Source organism: Lactonifactor longoviformis DSM 17459 (assembly GCF_900129135.1).
Classification (GTDB): Bacteria; Bacillota; Clostridia; order Lachnospirales; family Lachnospiraceae; genus Lactonifactor; species Lactonifactor longoviformis.
In genome coordinates this window covers 25333-45704 of record NZ_FQVI01000031.1, presented here as the reverse complement: position 1 = coordinate 45704, position 20372 = coordinate 25333, and the positions used below count along the sequence as shown (strand labels likewise).

At 44.8% G+C, this 20372-nt stretch carries 13 protein-coding genes and 1 pseudogene; 12 read left to right on the top strand and 2 right to left on the bottom strand.

The features are described from left to right. Positions 1-217 (bottom strand): annotated as a pseudogene (locus tag BUA56_RS23455) (IS1182 family transposase); the annotation flags it as partial. A 149-nt stretch (positions 218-366) separates the two neighbouring features. Between BUA56_RS23455 and BUA56_RS19395 the strand changes: the two are divergent. The 9 genes from BUA56_RS19395 to BUA56_RS19355 all read left to right on the top strand — a co-directional run bounded on the left by BUA56_RS19395 (position 367) and on the right by BUA56_RS19355 (position 16844). Beyond that, positions 367-2832 (top strand): GH116 family glycosyl hydrolase, encoded by a 2466-nt coding sequence (locus BUA56_RS19395; RefSeq protein WP_072854435.1) that lies wholly within the window; start codon positions 367-369, stop codon positions 2830-2832. Between the two features lie 13 nt (positions 2833-2845). Then, entirely contained in the window at positions 2846-4165 is a 1320-nt protein-coding gene (locus tag BUA56_RS19390; protein ID WP_072854434.1) for an ABC transporter substrate-binding protein, read from the top strand. Positions 4166-4230: 65 nt separating this feature from the next. Continuing rightward, positions 4231-5112 carry a carbohydrate ABC transporter permease gene (locus tag BUA56_RS19385; protein WP_072854433.1) on the top strand — a complete coding sequence of 294 codons (882 nt, stop codon included), beginning with the start codon at positions 4231-4233 and terminating at the stop codon, positions 5110-5112. After that, positions 5109-5951, top strand: coding sequence for a carbohydrate ABC transporter permease (locus tag BUA56_RS19380; RefSeq protein ID WP_072854432.1), 843 nt, complete (start codon positions 5109-5111; stop codon positions 5949-5951). The genes BUA56_RS19385 and BUA56_RS19380 overlap by 4 nt, the downstream gene beginning before the upstream one ends. Before the next feature lie 390 nt (positions 5952-6341). After that, positions 6342-8438: a diguanylate cyclase gene (locus BUA56_RS19375; protein WP_242946815.1), complete on the top strand. Its 2097-nt coding sequence runs from the start codon at positions 6342-6344 to the stop codon at positions 8436-8438. After that, positions 8435-9904 (top strand): GntR family transcriptional regulator, encoded by a 1470-nt coding sequence (locus tag BUA56_RS19370; protein WP_072854430.1) that lies wholly within the window; start codon positions 8435-8437, stop codon positions 9902-9904. Before BUA56_RS19375 ends, BUA56_RS19370 begins: the two co-directional genes overlap by 4 nt. Positions 9905-9953: 49 nt before the next feature. Beyond that, entirely contained in the window at positions 9954-12092 is a 2139-nt protein-coding gene (locus tag BUA56_RS19365) for an ATP-binding response regulator (RefSeq protein ID WP_072854429.1), read from the top strand. Positions 12093-12105: 13 nt separating this feature from the next. Continuing rightward, on the top strand, positions 12106-13977 hold the full coding sequence (locus BUA56_RS19360) for an extracellular solute-binding protein (protein ID WP_072854428.1): 1872 nt from the start codon (positions 12106-12108) through the stop codon (positions 13975-13977). A 71-nt stretch (positions 13978-14048) separates the two neighbouring features. Continuing rightward, positions 14049-16844: an ATP-binding protein gene (locus BUA56_RS19355; RefSeq protein WP_072854427.1), complete on the top strand. Its 2796-nt coding sequence runs from the start codon at positions 14049-14051 to the stop codon at positions 16842-16844. A 402-nt stretch (positions 16845-17246) separates the two neighbouring features. Here BUA56_RS19355 and BUA56_RS19350 read toward each other — a convergent pair whose 3' ends face one another. Then, positions 17247-17906: a GntR family transcriptional regulator gene (locus tag BUA56_RS19350; RefSeq protein ID WP_072854426.1), complete on the bottom strand. Its 660-nt coding sequence runs from the start codon at positions 17904-17906 to the stop codon at positions 17247-17249. Positions 17907-18071: 165 nt separating this feature from the next. Between BUA56_RS19350 and BUA56_RS19345 the strand changes: the two genes are divergently transcribed. Genes BUA56_RS19345 through BUA56_RS19335 form a run of 3 tightly spaced genes read left to right on the top strand, consistent with a single transcriptional unit; the run spans position 18072 to position 20372 of the window. After that, entirely contained in the window at positions 18072-19058 is a 987-nt protein-coding gene (locus tag BUA56_RS19345; protein WP_072854425.1) for a C-terminal binding protein, read from the top strand. A gap of 22 nt (positions 19059-19080) precedes the next feature. Next, the gene (locus BUA56_RS19340) at positions 19081-19284 is read left to right on the top strand and encodes a 4Fe-4S binding protein (protein ID WP_072854424.1); all 204 of its coding nucleotides are present in this window, start codon (positions 19081-19083) and stop codon (positions 19282-19284) included. 11 nt (positions 19285-19295) lie between these two features. Beyond that, positions 19296-20372, top strand: coding sequence for a hypothetical protein (locus BUA56_RS19335; protein WP_084068138.1), 1077 nt, complete (start codon positions 19296-19298; stop codon positions 20370-20372).

Below are 20372 nucleotides of genomic sequence, written 5' to 3'. Positions count from 1 at the left end.
TAAACCCGAAAAGAACTGTTTTTAACATGTTGACAGGATTATATCTGACCCGTCCGGTCTCACGCGCCGGCAGTTTGTCGAGATACTTAGTTAGATCAATTCCCTCCATGAATTTGTCAAAAGTTAAAACAGGGTCACAAATATCAAGAAAATCTGAAATAAACATTGGCAAAGTGCCTTGTTTTGGTATAGAATAAGTTGTGGTATTGTTTTTCATAGCAGATAAATTTTACCACAAAAAGAGGATTTTCAACCACTAAAGTGTATTGAAAATCCTCTTTTTTTATTCGGACTGTTTTTTCACAGCCTCTTAAAATATAAAACAAGTTATTCGGACAACCGAATAAGATAGAGTTGGAGGGTACTATGGGCAAAGTTTTTACAAAGGAAGAATTGTATGACAGAACTCCCAGGGTATATAAAAGGGAGGCTTCTGAGGTAAGATTTCTGCTTGGAGGAATCGGTACGGGCAATTTTTCTGTGAATTCCAGGGGGAAGTTCCTGGATTGGGAGATTTTTAACTGGCCATCTAAGAATACGAAATTTCCTCTTACGTTTTTTGCAATCCGCACAGAGAATGAAAAGATGGATAGGCCAATTTCAAAAATACTGGAATCCAGACTGGTTCCTCCTTATACCAGCTCCCACGGATATCTGCAGGCGGAGCTGGTAAATCTTCCAAGAATGGAAGACTCAGAAATGATGTGTGAATATCCTTTTGCCAGAGTGGATTTTAAAGATTCTGAGCTTCCGGTCCAGGTTTCCATGGAAGCATATACGCCTTTTATTCCATTAAATACAGATGATTCCAGCATTCCATGTGGAATTATCAGGTATAAGGTAAAAAATACAGCAGACTGCAGGACAAAGGTGAGCCTGGTGGGGACGCTGCCAAATGCATCGGCATTTGAGGGATACGATGTAATTGAAAATTTGAAACTGGCAGACAGTGTAAAGAATGAGTATAGAGAGTTTGATAATGTCAGTGGACTCTATTATGAACCGGAACATTTAAAAGGAGACCATCTGCGCTATGGCAATATGGCTATTCTCACCAGCGGAGACAATATTACATATAAGACCCAGTGGTTTGACGGGGAGTGGGTAGACGGAATCCAGGACTTCTGGGATGATTTCACTGAAGACGGACTTCTGGAAAAGGAAACACAGTCAGATAGTGTGGGATGTGAGTTTGCACAGTTCCATAATTTTAGTTTTTTAAAGAGAAGAGAAAAGATCGGATCTATCGGATCCTGGCAGGAGCTGGCACCCGGCGAAGAAAAGGTATTTGAGTTTGTCATTACCTGGTATTTTCCAAATCGGGTGAAAGCCTGGATTGAGTTTGATGAGGATTATGAGAAGTTCCGGCGGGGAGAATATGGAACGGTAAGGAATTATTATGCAGGCAAGTTTAAGGATGCATGGGATGTGGGACAATATGTATACCGAAATAAGGAACGGCTGGAAAAGGAGAGCCGGAACTTTTCAGAAGCAATGTTTTGCCGCACCACACTTCCCTATTATGTAATAGATGCATTGACAGCAAATATTACGAATTTAAGAAGCAATCTTTGCTTTCGGTTAGAGGATGGAACTTTTGGAGGCTTTGAGGGAATACGGGACTATATTGGCTGCGGCTATGGCAGTGTTCCCCATGTTTGGAATTATGCGCAGACCGCTGCATTCCTGTTTCCTGATCTGGAGAAAACCATGCGGAATGTTGAGTTCCTGCGGGAGACAGATGAGGAGGGATGTATGTCCACCCGAATGTTCTCTGTATTTGATCAGGAGCGGTATGCCATGGTTCCGGCCTGTGACGGTGAGCTTGGAAGTATTGTCAGGATTTACCGGGACTTTAAGAATCTTGGGGATGTGGAATTTTTAAAGAACATCTGGCCAAAAGCAGTAGCGGCGATGGAATATGCGCTTCGCCAGTGGGACTTAGACAGAGATTATGTACTGGATGGACAGCAGAATACGACCTATGATATTGAGTTCTATGGTCCGAATCCTATGACCGACAGTATTTTCCTGGCTGCATTAAAATGCTGTGAAGAGATGGCAGAAATTCTGGATGATGAGGAACACCGGAAAAAATATGGAGAAGCCTATGAGATAGGTGCCAGGCGTGCGGATGAGCGGATGTATGATGGCGAATATTATGTCCAGGTACAGGAGGATATTGATAAGTATAAATATCAGTTCGGCAAAGGCTGCCTTTCGGATCAGCTTTTGGGACAGTATCTGGCATATATGGCAGGAATCGGTGAAATTCTTCCGAAAGAGCATGTGCGATCTGCTATGGAATCCGTGTTCCGTTATAATTTTAAGACCGATTTCTATCATACGGACAGTGTGCACAGAGCCTATGCCATTAATGACGAGCGCGGTATGGTAGTTGCAACCTGGCCCAAAGGCGGAAGACCGAAGTTCCCGTTATCTTATGCCGGCGAGGTATGGACCGGTGTGGAATATGAGGCGGCAGTAAATCTTATTTATTCCGGGTGTGTGGAGGAAGGTCTTACCATTGTCAAAGCCATCCGTGACCGTTATGACGGATATAAGAGAAACCCATTCAGCGAAATTGAATCCGGACATCATTACTGCCGGGCAATGGCCAGCTGGGGGATATTAAATGCATTGCTTGGACTAAAGAGTGATATGTACCGCAGGACACTTTCTATACACCCTTTTACAGACAAGGAATTATCAAGTTTCTTTATTTGCGGGAAGGCATGGGGTGTCTACAGCCAGAAAATGGAAGATGGGAAGTTAGTAAAAAGCATTGACGTTCTTTATGGGACGTTAGAAGATATTATTGTAGAAGCGTAAGGAGGGTATTTACATGAAGAAAAGGAATTGGAAGAAACTTGTTGGAACAGTTTGCGCAGCGGCAATGGCAGCATCTATGGCTGGCTGCGGAAACAGTGGGAGCGGGACGGAACAGAGCGAAAGCAAATCGGATGATGGAATCACTATAACTTTTGCAGAGCACGTGGCGGATATTGAGACACAGGAACCGCATATGATGAAAATCATTGATGCATTTGAAAAAAGTCACCCTGGAATTAAGGTTGATATTTCGGGAAAGGAGGTTTCTGAGCATAATACACAGATGACTCTTCTCGCAGGAGAAGATAAACTGCCTGATATTTTCTGGCTGGAACAGGCGCCCGCTAAGGAGTTTGCTCAGAACGGATATCTGTATGATCTGACAGATGTGCTGAAGGATTATGGTATTAACGACAGCCTGCTGCCCGGACTGGTAAATTCATGCACCGTGGATGGCAGAGATTATGGTATGCCGAGTGAAGTAATGATGGTGGGCTTCTTTTATAATAAGGACCTTTTTGCGCAGGCTGGAATTGATAAGGCGCCGGTTACCTATGAGGAGTTTACAGACGCGGTGGATAAGCTGAATGCGGCAGGCATTACGCCGCTGACTGTGGGTGCAAAGGATAACTACAGTATCTGGGCATTTGAGACTATGCTGGCGAGATATGGATTCTTTGAAAAGCTGGATGGACTTCTGGATGGAAGTATCTCCTGGAATAATGAGGACTTTATCCACTTTTTTGAAAAAGCAGAGGAAATGAGAGAAAACGATACCTTTACAAAAGATATATCCAACATGGGATACTTTGAGGCAAAAGAGCAGTTTCTCGGCGGTAATGCAGCAATGTTCAATTCCGGCGCATGGGATATCGGAGAATTTGAGAGCAGTGACATGGCATCTAAAATCGGTTTCTTTTGGGGACCTACCTTTTCCGACAGTGAGTACGAACAGGAGATTGGCATAAAGGCTTCCGGCGGCGTCTATGTAATATCCGCAAAGGCAGCTAAGGATCCTGAGCTATTAGATGCGATTATGCAGTTCTGGCAGTTCTATTACGGCCCGGAAGGAACAAAAATAATTGCTGAAGATACCTCTGCACTGCCATGCTCCACTTATGACGGCAGCATTGATCAAAAGGAGCATCCGGTGCTTGGAACTATGATTGAAGCTCTGAATGATGACTGGAAAGCAGTTACAGAGCCGTTTAATTCATTGTCTTCCACCGTTGCATACGGTTTCTTTGATGCAACCTTTGGCGTTATGAATGGTGTATATACGCCGGAGGAGGCCGCTGATTATGTAGAAGGTCTGCAGAGTGCAGAAAGATAAGCGTAAGGCTGGGGGCGGTAGCAGAATATACCGCCCTTTTTGGCTATGTAGAATGGAGGATGCCTATGCATTGGTTGAGTACAAGAAGAGCAAAAACAGTTATGGTGCTTCCGACCCTTATTATTTATGCTGTTTTTATAATAGTTCCTGTATTTGTGGCAATTTATTATAGCTTTACGGATTACAGCGGGCTTGGAAAAGCTGAATTTGTAGGGATACAGAATTATACCCGGATGTTTCACGATGCCCTGTTTTTGATAGCATTTAGAAACACCGTAGTTGTATTGATTTGCAGTGCCGTATTCCTGCTGGCAGGTTCATTTCTTATGGCACTGCTGATGAACGTCAGCTTTCGGGGAAATGCATTTTTTAAGATGGTGGTATTTGCGCCGTATGTAATCGCACCCATTATTATCGGAATTATCTGGGGGTATATATTGAATCCTAACTACGGGCTGGTAAACAGTGTATTGCGCAGCTTAGGCTTGGATGTATTAGCGATTGAGTGGATTGGAGGGACTAAATGGTCGCCGCTGGCACTGGCTATTGTATTTACCTGGCAGGTGCTGGGGTTTCATGCAACAATCTTTCTATCCGGAATCAAGGCGATTCCGGGGGACATATATGAGGCCTGCTCTATTGACGGGGCAAATGCGTTCCAGAGATTGTTTTATGTAACCATTCCTATGTTGAAAGAAACCTTCATTATAAACATCGTTCTGATTGTCACCGGTGTATTTAAGATTTATGAACTTGTCTATCAGATGACAGGCGGCGGGCCGGCTCATCAGTCGGAACTTTTGACGTCTTATATGTATTTTACAGTATTTAGTTCCAGAAGATATGGCTATGGTATGGCAATTGCGGTTGCAATTCTGGTACTATCAATTATCGGTTCGTTCTCTTATATCAAGATCACGACCAGAAAGCAGAGGAGTGAAGCATGAGAGAGAAGAGAATTTCCTGGAGAGGAATGATATTCTATATTGGCCTGGCAGCACTGATCCTGCTGCTGCTGATACCAATTTTATGGGCAATACTGCTTTCGTTTAAATCGAATAATGAGATTGTGAACAGTCCGCTCTCTCTGCCTCAAGTTCTGAACTTTGACAATTATCAGAGAGCAATGGACACGATTGATTTTGGTAGTATGTATTTTAATACACTATTACTGGTTATAGTGTCCACATTCTTCAGCATTGCTTTTACTTTTATGAGTTCCTTTGCGATTGCCAGAATGTCGTTTAAGAAGAGAAAGAACTCGGAAAACTTGTATTTATTTCTGCTGATCGGTATCGCAATTCCTATCTACGTACTGCTGTTCCCAATTTATAGAATTGATTCCTTAATTGGGATTTTAGGGACCAGACTGGGGTTGATTCTGCCTTATGTTGCGGTTAACATTTCTTTTAACACATTGCTGTTTACCGGATTCTTAAGAGATCTTCCGGGGGAACTGGAGGAAGCAGCAATCATTGACGGATGTAATCTTTTTAAATTATGCACAAGAGTAGTGATTCCGGTTATGAAGCCTACCTTTGTGACAATTGTAATTTTTAATGCAGTATATATTTACAATGAATTTCCCTTTGCCTCCACCTTTATACAGGACAGCAGCCTGAATACCGTATCGCTGATGGCGTCCATGTTCAAGGGACAGTATTCCATGGATTACAGCGGAATCATTGCGGCCAGTCTGATGATTATGCTTCCGGAATTGATTTTTTATGTGATTCTGCAGAAGTATATTATAGGCGGGATGACTGCAGGAGCGGTAAAAGGATAGGTGTCGGGACATACGTTGGAACATATTTAGTTATAGACAGTGCTGTTATTTAGAAAGAAAATTTCAAGGTAATGCAAGGGCATTATGACTTTTACACAGAAAGTCATAGTGTCTTTTTTATGTTCTGAAGAGAAGTTTCCTTATCTATGTAATTTTTTGCTGTTATAGCTGCGCTGTAAATTGACTTTTATAATCTTGCGTGATAAACTTATTTGGTAAAGGTACACAGGACGGAACTTGTCGAATGAAACATAGACGTATCAGGAGAGTCCTTTTTCTGGGGCAGTTAAAGGGGTTGTCTGGAGAAGTGCTGTGCAGCACATACATGAAAAGGGTTGTTTTGCATTGCGGTTTATGCACCGGTTCAAAGATGCATGGATGATGTGAACAATGATTACCAGAGAGGATGATAGGATGAAACTCCAAAAGAAAATTCTGATCGTTGATGACTCAGAGCTGAATCGTTCTTTACTCGCAGATATGCTCTGCGATGAATATGAAATTATGGAGGCGGAGAATGGTTTAGAGGCATTAAAGCTTATGGAACGCCATCACTTTGAGCTCTCCCTGGTTTTGCTGGATATTGTCATGCCGGAGATGGATGGGTTTGAAGTCCTGGTGATGATGAACAAGAACGAGTGGATAGAGAGAATTCCGGTTATCATTATTTCGTCGGAAACTGCTGCTGCCTATACCGATGCCGCCTATGATTTAGGGGCAACGGAATACGTCAATCGTCCCTTTGATCCGAAAACAATCAGACGGCGTGTTTCCAACACCATTATGCTTTACTCCAAGCAAAAGTTTCTTGAAAATGCTGTGACAGAGCAGGTGTTAGAAAAAGAAAAAAGCAATCTCATTATGGTTGAGGTTTTAAGCCACATTGTAGAGTTCCGTAATGGGGAAAGCGGAATGCATGTCCTTACTATCCGTACCATTACTGAAATGCTGTTAAAGCAGCTTTGTATTCGGTATGCTGAATACAGCTATCTTCAGTCTGAAATTCTGCTGATTGCGAATGCTTCCGCACTGCATGATATTGGTAAGATCTCCATTGATGAGAAAATACTAAATAAGCCTGCAAGGCTCACTCCTGAAGAATATGAGATTATGAAAAAACACAGTTTGATCGGGGCAGATATGCTGGAAAAAACGCGGCATTATCCCGGCGAGGAACTTGTGAGGATCGCAAGAGATATTTGCCGATGGCATCACGAGAGATATGACGGGAAGGGATATCCTGACGGCCTTGTGGGTGATGAAATCCCTATTGAGGCGCAGGTGGTTTCTCTTGCGGATGTGTATGATGCTATGACCCATGCCCGTGTATATAAAGAGGCCTATCCCCACAAAGAGGCGCTGGAGATGATTTTCAGCGGGTACTGCGGTGCATTTAATCCGCTGCTTTTGGAATGTCTTAGGGATATTGGCCCTGCCTTAGAAAAAGAGCTAAAAGTGCGTTCTCTTAGATATGCAACAAAAGAAGAGGTGAAAGAGATTACCCGAAATCTGCTGCAGAGAGGTGAGGCTTCCAATCGAACATTGGCACTCTTAGAACAGGAACGTATTAAACACAGGTTCTTTTCTGCGATGTCCAATGAAATCTTGTTTGAGTATGACCGCCAGCCGGACATGCTGATGCTGTCTGAATGGGGTGCTGCCCAGCTAAAGCTGCCGGAGATTATGGTTCATTTGGCAGAGAATAAACAGTTCAGACAGGTGATAAAGATTGAAGATTATATGGATTTACGCAGTAAGCTCCGCCATAAATCACCTGGCGCCCCTACGGTAACGGAAAAATACTGCCTGTGCATTAACGGACAATGGCGGTGGTTTAAGATTGTTGCACGCCCCCTTTGGAGAGGCGGTGATTCAACCGTTGTCACAGGTGCTATTGGGAAATGCACAGATATTCATGATGAGGTGACTCAGCTTGCTCATCTTAAGCAGATTGCAAGTATCGATGACGTGACCGGCCTGTATCGCAGGAATTATGCACGAAGCAAGGTACAGGAGATTCTAGGGAATACATACGGTTCCGATAAAAAATATGCACTTATGGTGTTTGACTTGGATTTTTTTAAAAATGCCAATGATTTATATGGACATATGTTTGGAGATAAAGTGCTTGAGGAGGTAGCCCGCAGATTAAAGCACTCGGTTCGGAATTCGGATATCGTTGCCAGAATCGGCGGAGATGAATTTTTGGTTTTTGTGGAATATACAAACGAAATTTCACCTGTTGCGGACCGTGTATTTCGATCACTTGGCGGAGTTTATGGGGGATTTGTTATTAGCGCCAGTATGGGCGTGGCTCTTTTTCCTGTACATGCCATAGAGTACAGCGATCTGTTTCAGAGTGCAGATCAGGCGCTTTATGCAGCCAAACATAAAGGGCGAAATTGCTATTGTATGTATGACGATTCCATGGATAACTTTTTATCTGTTTTATCAGAAGAAATATCTTATGAGGTAGATGCGAGATGAAGTACGATAAATTTCAATATGACAGAATATTTGAAATACTAAAGAACAAAATTGAAACGGGGCGGATGCCGAAAGGCTCGGTTCTTCCCTCCTATACTGAACTCTGCAGGGAGTACAAAGTCTCAAATAAAACGATTCGCCGGGTGGTTGCAATGTTGTCTGACGCAGGACTAATTGAGACAAAGGAGCGGCAGCCTTCCCTTGTTATTTTTGATCAGGAGACCGGGGAAAGACACTCTGCGGATAATTTAAAAGAACCAAATGTTCCGGTTATGACCGATATTTTAAAAACAGCCGAAATACTCTGCTATCCTCTTATCTGCCGGGGGATTTCACTGTGCAGCAAGAGCGATTGGGATATTCCTGAAAGGATCGCCAGGCAATTGGATCCTGAACTGCCGAAATTATTCTGGAAAAATTCTAAACTTTTCTGGCGTTTTTTTATCGCCAGATGTGAAAATGAGCTGAGCCTTCATACAGTGGATTGTCTTGGATTTTTAGAGCTGGAATATAGGGAAAACAATTTTGATTCACGTATTGCATATCAGAAAGCGCTTATTGACTTTACAGCCAAAAGCAGAAAAGCAACCCCTGCAAGCGATGCTATTAAGGATTTTCTAACAGATATCCATAGAATTACGATCTCAAGAGAGGATTTTGCATGTTACGTTCCTGCTGACTCGCCTTTTCGCATCGGCGTTCAAGGCCTCGACAAATGGATGAAAACGGCGGAAGAGCGTTATTCCAGTGTGTATCTGGATATTCTGGGACTTATCTCTATCGGTTACTATCAGCCCGGAGACAGGCTGCCATCTCATGCCCGGATGCAGAAGCAATACGGCGTCAGTGTAAACACGACTACTCAAGCTGTCAGATGTCTGCAGGATTGGGGCATTGTAGAGGCAACCCCGGGCAAAGGGATATTTGTTTCTACAGATGTGCAGACGTTACATGATATTTATGTGGATCCTAAGTTAATTGCCAGCCATATAAGAAGATTTATAGAGTGTTTGGAGCTGCTTTCTCTTACGGCAGAGGGAACGGCATATCATGTTGCGGGTCATGTTTCATTTGAGCAAATGCAGGATTTGCTCCGGAAGTTAGAGGAAGCGAAAAAAATCGGTAATTTATATCAGCCTGCACCTATTGTTCTTCTGGAATTTTTGACAGAGCATATCCCATATGAAGCCCTGCAATCCGTCTACACCGTTATACTCAGGAATTACCGAATGGGCCGAAAGATACCAAAGCTGGTAAACAGCGGCAATGCATCCAAAAAGCTTGCGCTGCACCGAAAGTGCACAGAGGCCGCAGAAGCATTGCTTAGGGGAGAGCGAAGTGCATTTGCAAAACAGGCCGCAGAGATGTTTTGGTATACCCATCAACTTACGATTGAAGAGTGCAAACGGTTAGACTACTGGAAAACAGTTAAGAGTATATATGATGGATCTGAGCTGTGGAAATGATAGAATACAAATGCCCTGCCGGTAAACGCAGAAGGGCGGGAGGTAAATCATGATCAGGGGAAAGAATCGGAAAGTCAAAAAGATAGGGGTGGATATTTTACCCTGGTTTAGGTGGATAACTATCCTGCTGACATTACTGCTTTTATTTGATGCTTTTTTGCTTACTGCTGCATACAGGCATTTAAATCAATCCATTCAAAGTGAGCGTATCGTCTCCATTGAGCAAATGAGTATTCTTATCTCGGAAAAGCTGCGCCTGCTGAGAGCAAATTATGAGGATAAGATACGGCAGGCGGCACTTGTCATAATGAGTAATCATGTGCAGTCGCTGGAACAGGGACAAGAACTGCTTCTGGGCTTTGACCAGTTATACTTGTTGGCTGAGGATGGCACCTGCACCTCCCTCACAGGAGAAAAAGTCGTACTTTCCGAGTCGAAAGAAATCAAGAAGCTGAAAACCTCGGATGAAACCCGGACGGATTTCTGCACGGTACAGACGAAAGGTGACTTTTGGGTTTTTATGGCTCCTCTGCGGAATACGGAGATAGGCGGCCAAAAAATGGCAGGTGTTTTCATACTGGTGGATTCCAGTACTTATGCCAGGAATGCATCCACCGCCCTATACGAAAATCAGGGCGCTTCCTATGTGGTGGATCCCCAGGGGGTGATTAAGCTCCGGCCGACCAGCACCACGGCCAATCACTATTTTGGCGGTTATAATCTGCTGAAAATACTGCAGGAAATGCAAGTGGACGAGCAGCAGGTTCTTGCACTGCAGAAGGGACTAAAAAATCAGGGGAAAGTGGAGTTCATCGCAAAGATAAAAGGGGAGACCTGGCGGATACAAAGCTTTCCGGAAAGCGGGGGCAACAGCATTGTCATAGTCGTCCCCATTTCAATCACAGCCCGAACTACCTACGATGGGATGCGGAATGTAATCATAATGATCGGGCTTACACTCTCAACTGTGGTGGCTCTGGCCCTGGTGTGGATCTATTATTTTGTGAAAAAAGGGCAGCAAAGCAAGCTGGAACAGGCAAAAGCCAACCTAAAGAGTGATTTTATGAATAAGGTATCCCATGATATCCGCACACCGCTGACGGCTGTGATCGGGCTGAACGATCTGGTGCTGCATAACCCATACAAGCCGGATCTTGTGGCGGATTGTGCGCGAAAAGCAAAGATGTCTGGTGAATATCTGATCTCTATCATCAATGACGTTTTGGATATGAGCCGGATCGAGAGCGGAAAGCTGCGGGTCACAAGCACGGCTTTTGATATGAAGGAATTGCTGGAGACTGTGGTTCAGCTGGAAACGTATCCATCCGGGGAGAAAGGGCTGAATTTCCGTCTGGACTGTCCTGACACATTTCATAGAGGATTTTTGGGAGATCCGGTCCGCATTAAGCAATGTCTTGTCAATCTGCTCTCTAATGCCATCAAATTTACCCCCGAGCATGGAACCGTGACTTTTACCTATCGTGAGGAGAGGGTAAACGGGGAATATACGAAGGCTTGCTTTGTGGTGGAGGATACAGGGATTGGGATGAGCGACGAGTTTATGCGGCAGATGTTTCATCCTTTTGAACAGGCACAATCCTCCCTCACCTCGTCCCATGTAGGCAGCGGCCTGGGGCTGGCAATCGTACACAGTCTGGTGACGCTGATGAACGGCACCATCTATGCGGAGAGTAAATTGATGCAAGGGAGCAAATTCGTCATTGAACTTTTGCTGGAACGGACCGTACTGAGTGAGGCAACAGAGAAAGAGAAGAACCATGATACGGTGCCAATGCCTGCGTATCTGATTGGAAAGAGAATTCTGCTGGCGGAGGACAACGAAATTAACCGTGAGATTATTACAGATTTGCTAACGGAGCTTGGAGTGTTGATTGATGGGGCAGAAAATGGTGCGGAGGCCTTGGAACGGTTCCAAAATTCTGCCAGCGGGTATTACTCCATGATTTTAATGGACATACAGATGCCGGTGATGAATGGGCTGGATGCCGCTGCCGCCATACGGGGCACTTCACATACGGACAGTCAAAGCATCCCTATTGTTGCCCTCTCAGCAAATGCGTTTGAAGAAGATGTAGAAAATTCTCTTGCCCACGGTATGCAGGCACATATCAGTAAGCCGGTGGATATCGACACTGTCAAAAGAGTATTCGTCAAATATATACATTAAGGAGGAACTCCCTGTGAAAAAGCAAGGACTAGTAAGTACATTCCTGGCAGGTGCCATGCTGCTGGGGATAGCTGGCTGTGCCGGTACGCCGCACAAAGGGGAAATAGAGGCGCGCTTCTGCGCGGAAAATGAAATTTTGACCTATAAGCCGGTGGATTTTGAGAAAACGGTTATCACGATCGGTGTATACGCACCCTGCAATCCGGAGCCGGTGGAGCTTGCCATTGAGGAAGAATTCCCCGGCGTTGACATCGTTGTCCTGGAACAGGCCAGTATTCCCGACATTCAGAATCACATAAAGCATCCCGGGGTCCAGAGAGATTTAACGGATATTGTCTTCACAGGCATTATCAGAGATGGGGCGAGCATCAGCAATATTTTTTATGATTTATCGGCTGAGGATTTTACCTCCCGGTACAACCAGTCCGCACTGAATGACCTCAGCTCTGACGGAAAGCTTTATCAGCTCCCGGTTAACAGCTCGGTACAAGGCATCTTTTATAACAAGAGTCTGTTTGAAGAGCACGGTTGGGAAATTCCGGAGACAATCGACGAATTTTACACCCTTTGTGACGAAATTTCTGCTCAGGGGATCCGCCCCTTTGTTCCTTGCTTTAAATATTCTATGGATGGGGTGGGCCTGGGGTTCAGCAACCGCGCTGTTTTTTCCTCTATAGAAAAGCAGGAGCAGTACGATCTGTTTTGCGACGGCCAAGCCTCCTGCGAAGGCTTGCTGGAGCCGTATTTTGAGGCGCACAAAACACTCTATGACCGTGGTATTGTGCTGGAGGAAGACTTCTCCTCCAGCTTGACGCAAAACCGCCATGCGCTATACGCCGGCGAGATTGCCATGCTGCCGGAACAACTGACGATGTTTTCCCTGTATGAAGACGAAAATCCGGAGTGCGAGATTGGCTTTTTTGGCTATCCCTCCAATACTCCCGGGGAACGGTGGATGCAGATGCTGCCGGGGCGGAGTATGGCGCTTTCCAAAGCATCCATGGAGGACTCTGATAAGGCGCAGATTCTGCTGGATATTTTTGGATTTCTCAGCACCAACGAAGGCCAGGATGTCTTGCTGGAGCTTTATTCCGGCCTAAGCAGCGTGAAATCTGCTCAGGCAAATTTAAGGGAAGAGTTCTGGGATGTACAAGCGTGTATTGAAAACGGACGGATCTTTTTTGCAGACAGAATTGGAAATGATCTTCACAATCAAACTATGAAGGGGTATTTAGAGGGGGAGCTGTCCCTGGAGCAGGTCATTGACGAAACGGATGCCCTGTATAAAAAAATCTTGGCCTCTCAGGAGCCGGAGGAGTCCGCGGGAACCGCAGCCGAGGAATTTAGTATACTGGAAACCAGCTGCTTTATTGCGGACGCTATGCGGTCTGCAACCGGAGCGGATATCGCTCTTATTCCCCACGGCACCTATTACGAAGGAAATCTTGCAAAATTCTATGAGGGTGACGTGACAATGCTGTATCCGTTTTATCTGCGCGGGCTGGGCGCCGAAGATTATCTTACGACCTATGAGATTACTGGGGCGAATATAAAAAAACTTATGGAGCATCCCATTATCAACGGTGCGGAGATAAACGCTATGTACGCATTCTCCGGTCTTGTCATGGAATACGCTCCCTGGCGTGATATGAATGAGAATGTCTTAGAGCTAACCTTAACACACGGCTGTGAAATTGAAGATGATAAGATATACACGGTTGCTGCTTGGGGGGCTTCTATTGATGAATCCTATATTTCGTCTACTCTGGATACTTACAGCGGGCTGGGCAGTAATATTGATTTGGTCACTGAAGCGGTCAGGCAGGCCGGCACCATAGCTCCGGCAAAGGACAACCGCCTTACACTAAGATGGGAGGATAAATAGCTGCAGGCACACAGGAATATCACACAGAAACCGTATGATTTTAGAATACTGCTATCTGATTAGGAGCAAAGATGAAAAAATTGAATAAACATATAACAGGAGTTTTGGCTGGAGTAGTTCTGCTTACTATCCTGTTTTCTGGTGCGATTCCGGTCTGGGCTTCAGAAGAACGCCCCGCCCGGCTTCGAATTCCATTTCCGGAGGTCGAAGGTTTTACTATGCTCGATGAGAATGGGAGGCGCTCCGGTCTGGTCGTGGATTATCTGTATGAAATCGCAAAATATACGGGTTGGACATACGAATTTATTGATACAGATGCTGAGGGTATGGTGAATGATTTTATTGCCGGTGAATATGACCTTATGGGGGGCACTTACTATTCAGAGGGGTTTGAGCAATACTTTTCTTATCCCGATTATAGCTGCGGCAATACCAAAGCAGTATTGCTGGCCCGCTGGGAGGATACTAACATTAAAGGGTACGATGTAAGAGATTTGAAAGGGAAAACCATAGGCGTCGCTGAGCGGGCTGCCGAGAATGTGCGCCGGCTTAAGGAGTTTCTCTCTGTCAATGACTTAGACTGTACACTTAAACAATATACTTCCGAAGAAGTTACTGCTAAACAAATGGATAAGGATTTGGAAAATGGTATCATTGACTTAAAACTGGGAAATGCGACGGATGATTCAGGTGCTTTTCGTGCCGTAGCGTACTTTGATGCACAGCCCCATTATCTGGTTACACAGCCGTACGATCAGGAGCTTTTAGATCAGCTGAACTGGGCCATGGAAAAAATCTTGCTATCCGATCCTCACTTCCCGGACGAAGTATATGCGCGGTATTTTGATGATGCCGGTGTGCAGAGCCTGCTTCTGACCGAGGAAGAGAAGGCATATTGTAAACAGAAGGGTGCCGTGAGGGTAGCGGTTCCCCAATCTTTTCACCCGCTTTACTGCATTGATTCCAACGATGGAGACCATGTTGGCCTCATCCCAGAGCTGCTGGACAAAATTACTGAGCGATATGGCATAGAGTTTACTTATGTCTTGGCAGACTCCTACGCGCAAACCCAGCAACTTGTGATAGAAGGGAAAGCTGATATATCCGGCGCTTTCTTTGATGATGCTGCTGAATCTATGCGTCAGGACCTGGCACAGACCAAGCCTTATGCTGCATTAAATGACCTGGTTGTACGCAACCGGACGGTAACTTATCCGGGAGATGGATTAGTCTGTGGTCTCTTAGAAGGACGCCACCTGCCCACTTATGTAAAAGCAAGTGAAGTAAAGTATTATAAGAGCATTGACAAAGTTTTGGATGCAGTGAATACAGGCAAAGTGGATTTTGCATGCGGACTTTCTGCACGGGTGGAACAGGAGATGCAGGAAACTGTGTATACCAACGTGGTTCCTGTTACCTTGCTGACAAACCGTATGGACATTAGCTTTGCTTTACCTATGCCGGCATCACCGGAACTATTATCTATTATCAACAAAGGAATTAACAGTTTATCCGAGGACGACAGGCTCTCTCTTTTGGATCATAATCAGGTCTCAACCGGAGATTCTAAAGTATCGCTGAAAAGTTTTGTAGTAACCAATCCTATTGTATCAATCACTGCTATATCAACTTTTTTGCTGTTCGTGACACTGGTGATTGCTGTAATAGCCAGCCTGCGTGTAAAGAACGCCAATATGCAAAGAAACATGGCCAAAGCTGAGGCTGAAAATAAGGCTAAAAGTGAATTCCTCTCCCGTATGAGCCACGAGATCCGTACACCGATGAATGCAATTGTTGGAACCACTGCACTGATTGCCATGAAGAATGATATCCCCGAGAGTATGAAAGGTAACTTGGAAAAGCTGAAATCAGCTTCTCAGTATTTATTAGGGCTTATCAATGATATTCTGGATATGAGCCGTATTGACAATGGAATGCTTTCGATTGCTAAAGAGGACTTTTCTTTACAGCAGATGCTTGATGAGCTTTGCAGCATGATGCAGTCACAGGCACAGACGCGGGAAATAGAGCTTAGCTGCGAAACAAATATCAAGCATTCTGATTTACTTGGAGATCCTATTCGGCTAAAGCAAGTTTTAATGAACTTGATTTCCAATGCCATTAAATTCACACCTCCGGGAGGAAAAGTTCAGCTGACAGTAGAGGAGAGCGCAGTCTCCGACGAACAGGCCACGTATTTGTTTAAAATTTCTGACACCGGAATTGGTATCGAAGCAGAGGATTTAGAGCGTATTTTTAAGTCCTTTGAACAAACAGGAGCCAATCAAATGCGAAGCCAGGGGACAGGACTGGGCCTGCCCATCAGCCGAAACATTGTACACCTTATGGGCGGCACCCTGAAGGTGAAAAGTGAAGTGAATGTTGGAAGCGAATTTTACTTTTGTATTTTCCTTCCGTTTGGAAATTCCACAGTGTTAAAAACGCAGGCTGATCCTTCTGAATGTTTTAAGGGTGTACGTATCCTGCTGGCCGAGGATCATCCGATTAACGCAGAGATAGCTATCGAAATATTAGAGTCAAAAGGCATACAGGTGGAGCTTGCTGAGGATGGAGAAAAAGCGGTTCAATCCTTTGAGAAAAGCAATACTGGATATTACGACCTTATTTTAATGGATATACGGATGCCCAATATGGGAGGAATAGAGGCAACAAAGACTATACGGGATTCGGAGCACCCCGATGCAGGAAAAATCCCTATTATAGCGCTAACCGCTAACTCATTCCAAGAGGACAGAGAAATGGCCAGTGAGGCAGGAATGAACGATTTTCTTACAAAGCCGCTGGAGAATGATTTGCTTTATGCTGTGATTCATAAGTGGCTCCTGCGTCAAAACAGAGATTCATGACAGTAAGCTAACCGGAAGCTGAAGAGCTTTCTATACGACAATCGTATAGAAAGCTCTTTTTTTGCTCTTTTTTTATAAATAACAAACTGAAGGGACTCGGAGGTCCAGACAATCACAACACTGATAAAAAATAAACAAAATAATAATCCCTGCTTTGTAATTTGTATTAACAGAAAAGCTTTTTCTGCACAATGAATCTGACTGAAATCGGATGATTGGTAAATTTTGAGCGAATTCATAAAAAGGCAATTATAATTAATGAATATAAGAGAGTAAACAATGGAAGGGGGCGATGCAGATGCTGATAAAACAGCATATGAGTTCTTACTCACTCCAAAATTCATGTTCGGTCAGTTGGCGGTAAGAGCCAGTTCAAACGTAAGTTCCGCCCGGAGGAGGTATTTAGAATAAAATCAAACTGGAGTAGTGTGCATTGACAGCATCCTGCAGCGCTTCGCTTTGACGGTTCTTAAGGGCAATATAAATTTTTTGATGCTGATGCAGCAAACGCCCGAACAGTCTTTCATCCGTCTCTGCGCAGATGCACATAAAAAGAAACAAGTTTTGGTAGCGGGTGTAGGTATCTTTTAAAAACGTATTTTGAGAGGCATCGACGATTGTCTGATGGAATTTCAGGTCGCAATGGCAAAACCTTACGAAATTTTTTTCATTAAATGATTTTGACATACTTACATAGCATTCATGCAGAAGTTCGAGTCTGTCCTTTGAGATGTCATAGAGCGCCTGATTGGCGGCAAGCAAATCTAATTGCCGCTTAAAGGAATGAATATCGGCGGCAAAACGGATGCCTGGTTTGGCAACATAAAAGGCTCCTGTCTCATCATGGGCCAGATAACCGTTACTTTCCATCTTTTCCAGCGCCAGTTTTACCGGGCCACGGCTTAGATTGAAATCAATACTGAGTTTGTTCTGGCTGAGACTATCACCGCATTTTAATTTCATTGTAAGTATTTCAGAGATAAGTACTTTACAGATTAAATCTTGATTAGATATAAAAGGATTTTCCTTGCTTATGGATTTTATAAGTTCCGCTCTTGTCATGATTTAAATATCCCCCCTCTGTTTATTGGATTCTTTGAAATAAATGCCCTGCCCTGACTTTTTATCTATGTATCTTTTACTATAGCAATTTTTGCTGATTTTAGCAATAAAAAAGTTCAAAATAGAACATAATTACCAAGAAAATATTTTAAGGAGGTAAATATTATGAAAGTTTTAATGTACGGAGCTGAGATTGCAAAGGTCTTTTTTGGTGATTTGCTGGCTATCCTGGATGAAAAGGACATCGGATACGATCTGGTAGAGCCCGGCGGTCCTGAGGCCCTTGCTGAGGACAGCAAAGATCATGAGGCCATCATCACGTTTTTTCCATTGGATGAGAAACTGGTGAACGCGCTTGCCCCATCAGTAAAAGGAATTGTGGTTACATCTATTGGCTTTGATACCATCGATGTCGCCGCAGCAAACAAAAGAGGCATATTGGTCTGCAACATCCCTGATTACTGTACCGAGGAGGTCGCTCTCCATACGGTGACGCTGATCCTTGCCGGTCTGAGAAATCTCTGTGAGTATGACCGCTACATTCGTGCAGGAAAATGGGATAACCGGGGCATGGTTTTAGGGAGAGCCCGTCACCGCCTGTCCACTCTGACGATGGGCTTTATGGGCTTTGGCCGGATCGGTCAGAAGGTTGCAGCAATGATGACAGGCTTCGGGGTAAAAATTATCGCATACGACCCCTATGTGCCGGAAACCGTATTTGACTCTATGAATGTGGAACGTGCCGGGACCCCTGACGAAATTTATGAGAAATCCGATATCATCTCTGTATGTATGCTGTTAAATGATGAGACCTATCACCTTATAAGCAGGGACAGCATTGCCAAGATGAAAGACGGTGTGATCATCGTGAATACTGCCCGGGGCGCGCTGTTTGATCTGGAGAGTGTTACAGAGGGCCTGCAGTCCGGCAAGATTGGAGCGGCGGGGATCGACGTCTGGGAGAACGAGCCTGTTGCAGCAGATCATCCGATTTTAAAGGATGATAATGCGACGCTGTCTACCCACTGCGCATATTTCTCCATTGAGTCCGGTGAGGATTTGCGCAGAAAATCTCTTTTGACAGCAGTAAATGTCTGCAATGGCGAGGTGCCGTACAACTGTGTCAACAAAAAGGCCCTTGGGCTAGTTTAAAGATAGGAAGGGGATTTCTTCTATGGCAATGATTAAAGTAGATGAGAATAGATGTAAAGGCTGCAAGCTTTGTGTTGTCACCTGCCCGCGCAAGATCCTGGGGATGAGTAAGGCTCTCAATGCAAACGGCGACATGTATTGTGTGCAGGCGGAGCCGGACAAGTGTATTGGATGTGCTTTCTGCGGGATGATTTGTCCGGACGGGGCAATCGAGGTTTATAAGTAAGGAGGGAAAATATGACAAAAGCATTTATGAAGGGCAACGAAGCCGTTGCCGAAGCTGTTATCAGAGGCGGTGTTGATCTATTCGCCGGTTATCCAATCACACCTTCCAGTGAAATGTTAGAGTATGCTTCTGATCACATGTGTGATATAGACGCTGAATTCATCCAGGTGGAGAGTGAGCTGGCCGCGTCCACCATGCTGTCAGCCGCGGGATTAATCGGCAGACGTGCCTTTACAACCACATCAGGACCGGGACTGGCCCTGATGACCGAGAATCTCAGCAACATGATACTTGCCCGTACCACTGCATTGTTCGTTGTAGTGCAGCGTGCAGCCAATAATATTACGCCGGAGCAGGCGGACTACAATTATGCAACCAAGGGACTGGGACACAATGGCCAGCGGGGTTATGCCATTGCGCCATCTACGCTGCAGGAGGCGGTAGACCTGGCATATACCGCACTTGACAAAGGCCAGGAGCTTGAGTGCCCGGTGCTTCTGATGATGGACGGTATGTTAGGACAGATGGAAGAACCCGTTGAGTTCCCTCCCTACAAGCCAAGCAAGATATCCGGCAAACTGATTCCGCCCACGGGCTGTAAGGGGCGTGCCAAAGAGGACAGCAGATCCATGCCGCGTCCGCTGTCTATGAACGAGACGTTAGAGGATGCTCTGGAACGCCACCGCAGCGATCTGTATCTGGAACAGCTGAAATGGCTTGATGAGGAAGTTATGTATGAGGAATACATGATGGAGGATGCAGAGTACATAATTGTTTCCTACGGAAGCTCTGCGAGAATCTGCCGGGATACTATTAAAATGCTGCGTGCAAAGGGCTACCCTGTGGGGATGTTCCGTCCCATTACTATCTGCCCCTTCCCGGAAAAACAGATTGCCGGCTTCAAAGACAGGGGAATCAAGGGGGTTCTGACTGTGGAAATGGCTATGCCTCCTATGCTTCACTATGATGTGCGTCTGCATCTGGATCAAAATATTCCCTGCAGATTCTATAACCGCTGCGGCGGAAATACTGTTGATGAAAATGAGGCTGCTGAGGCTATGGAAACTCTGATTAAGGAGGTGCAGTAA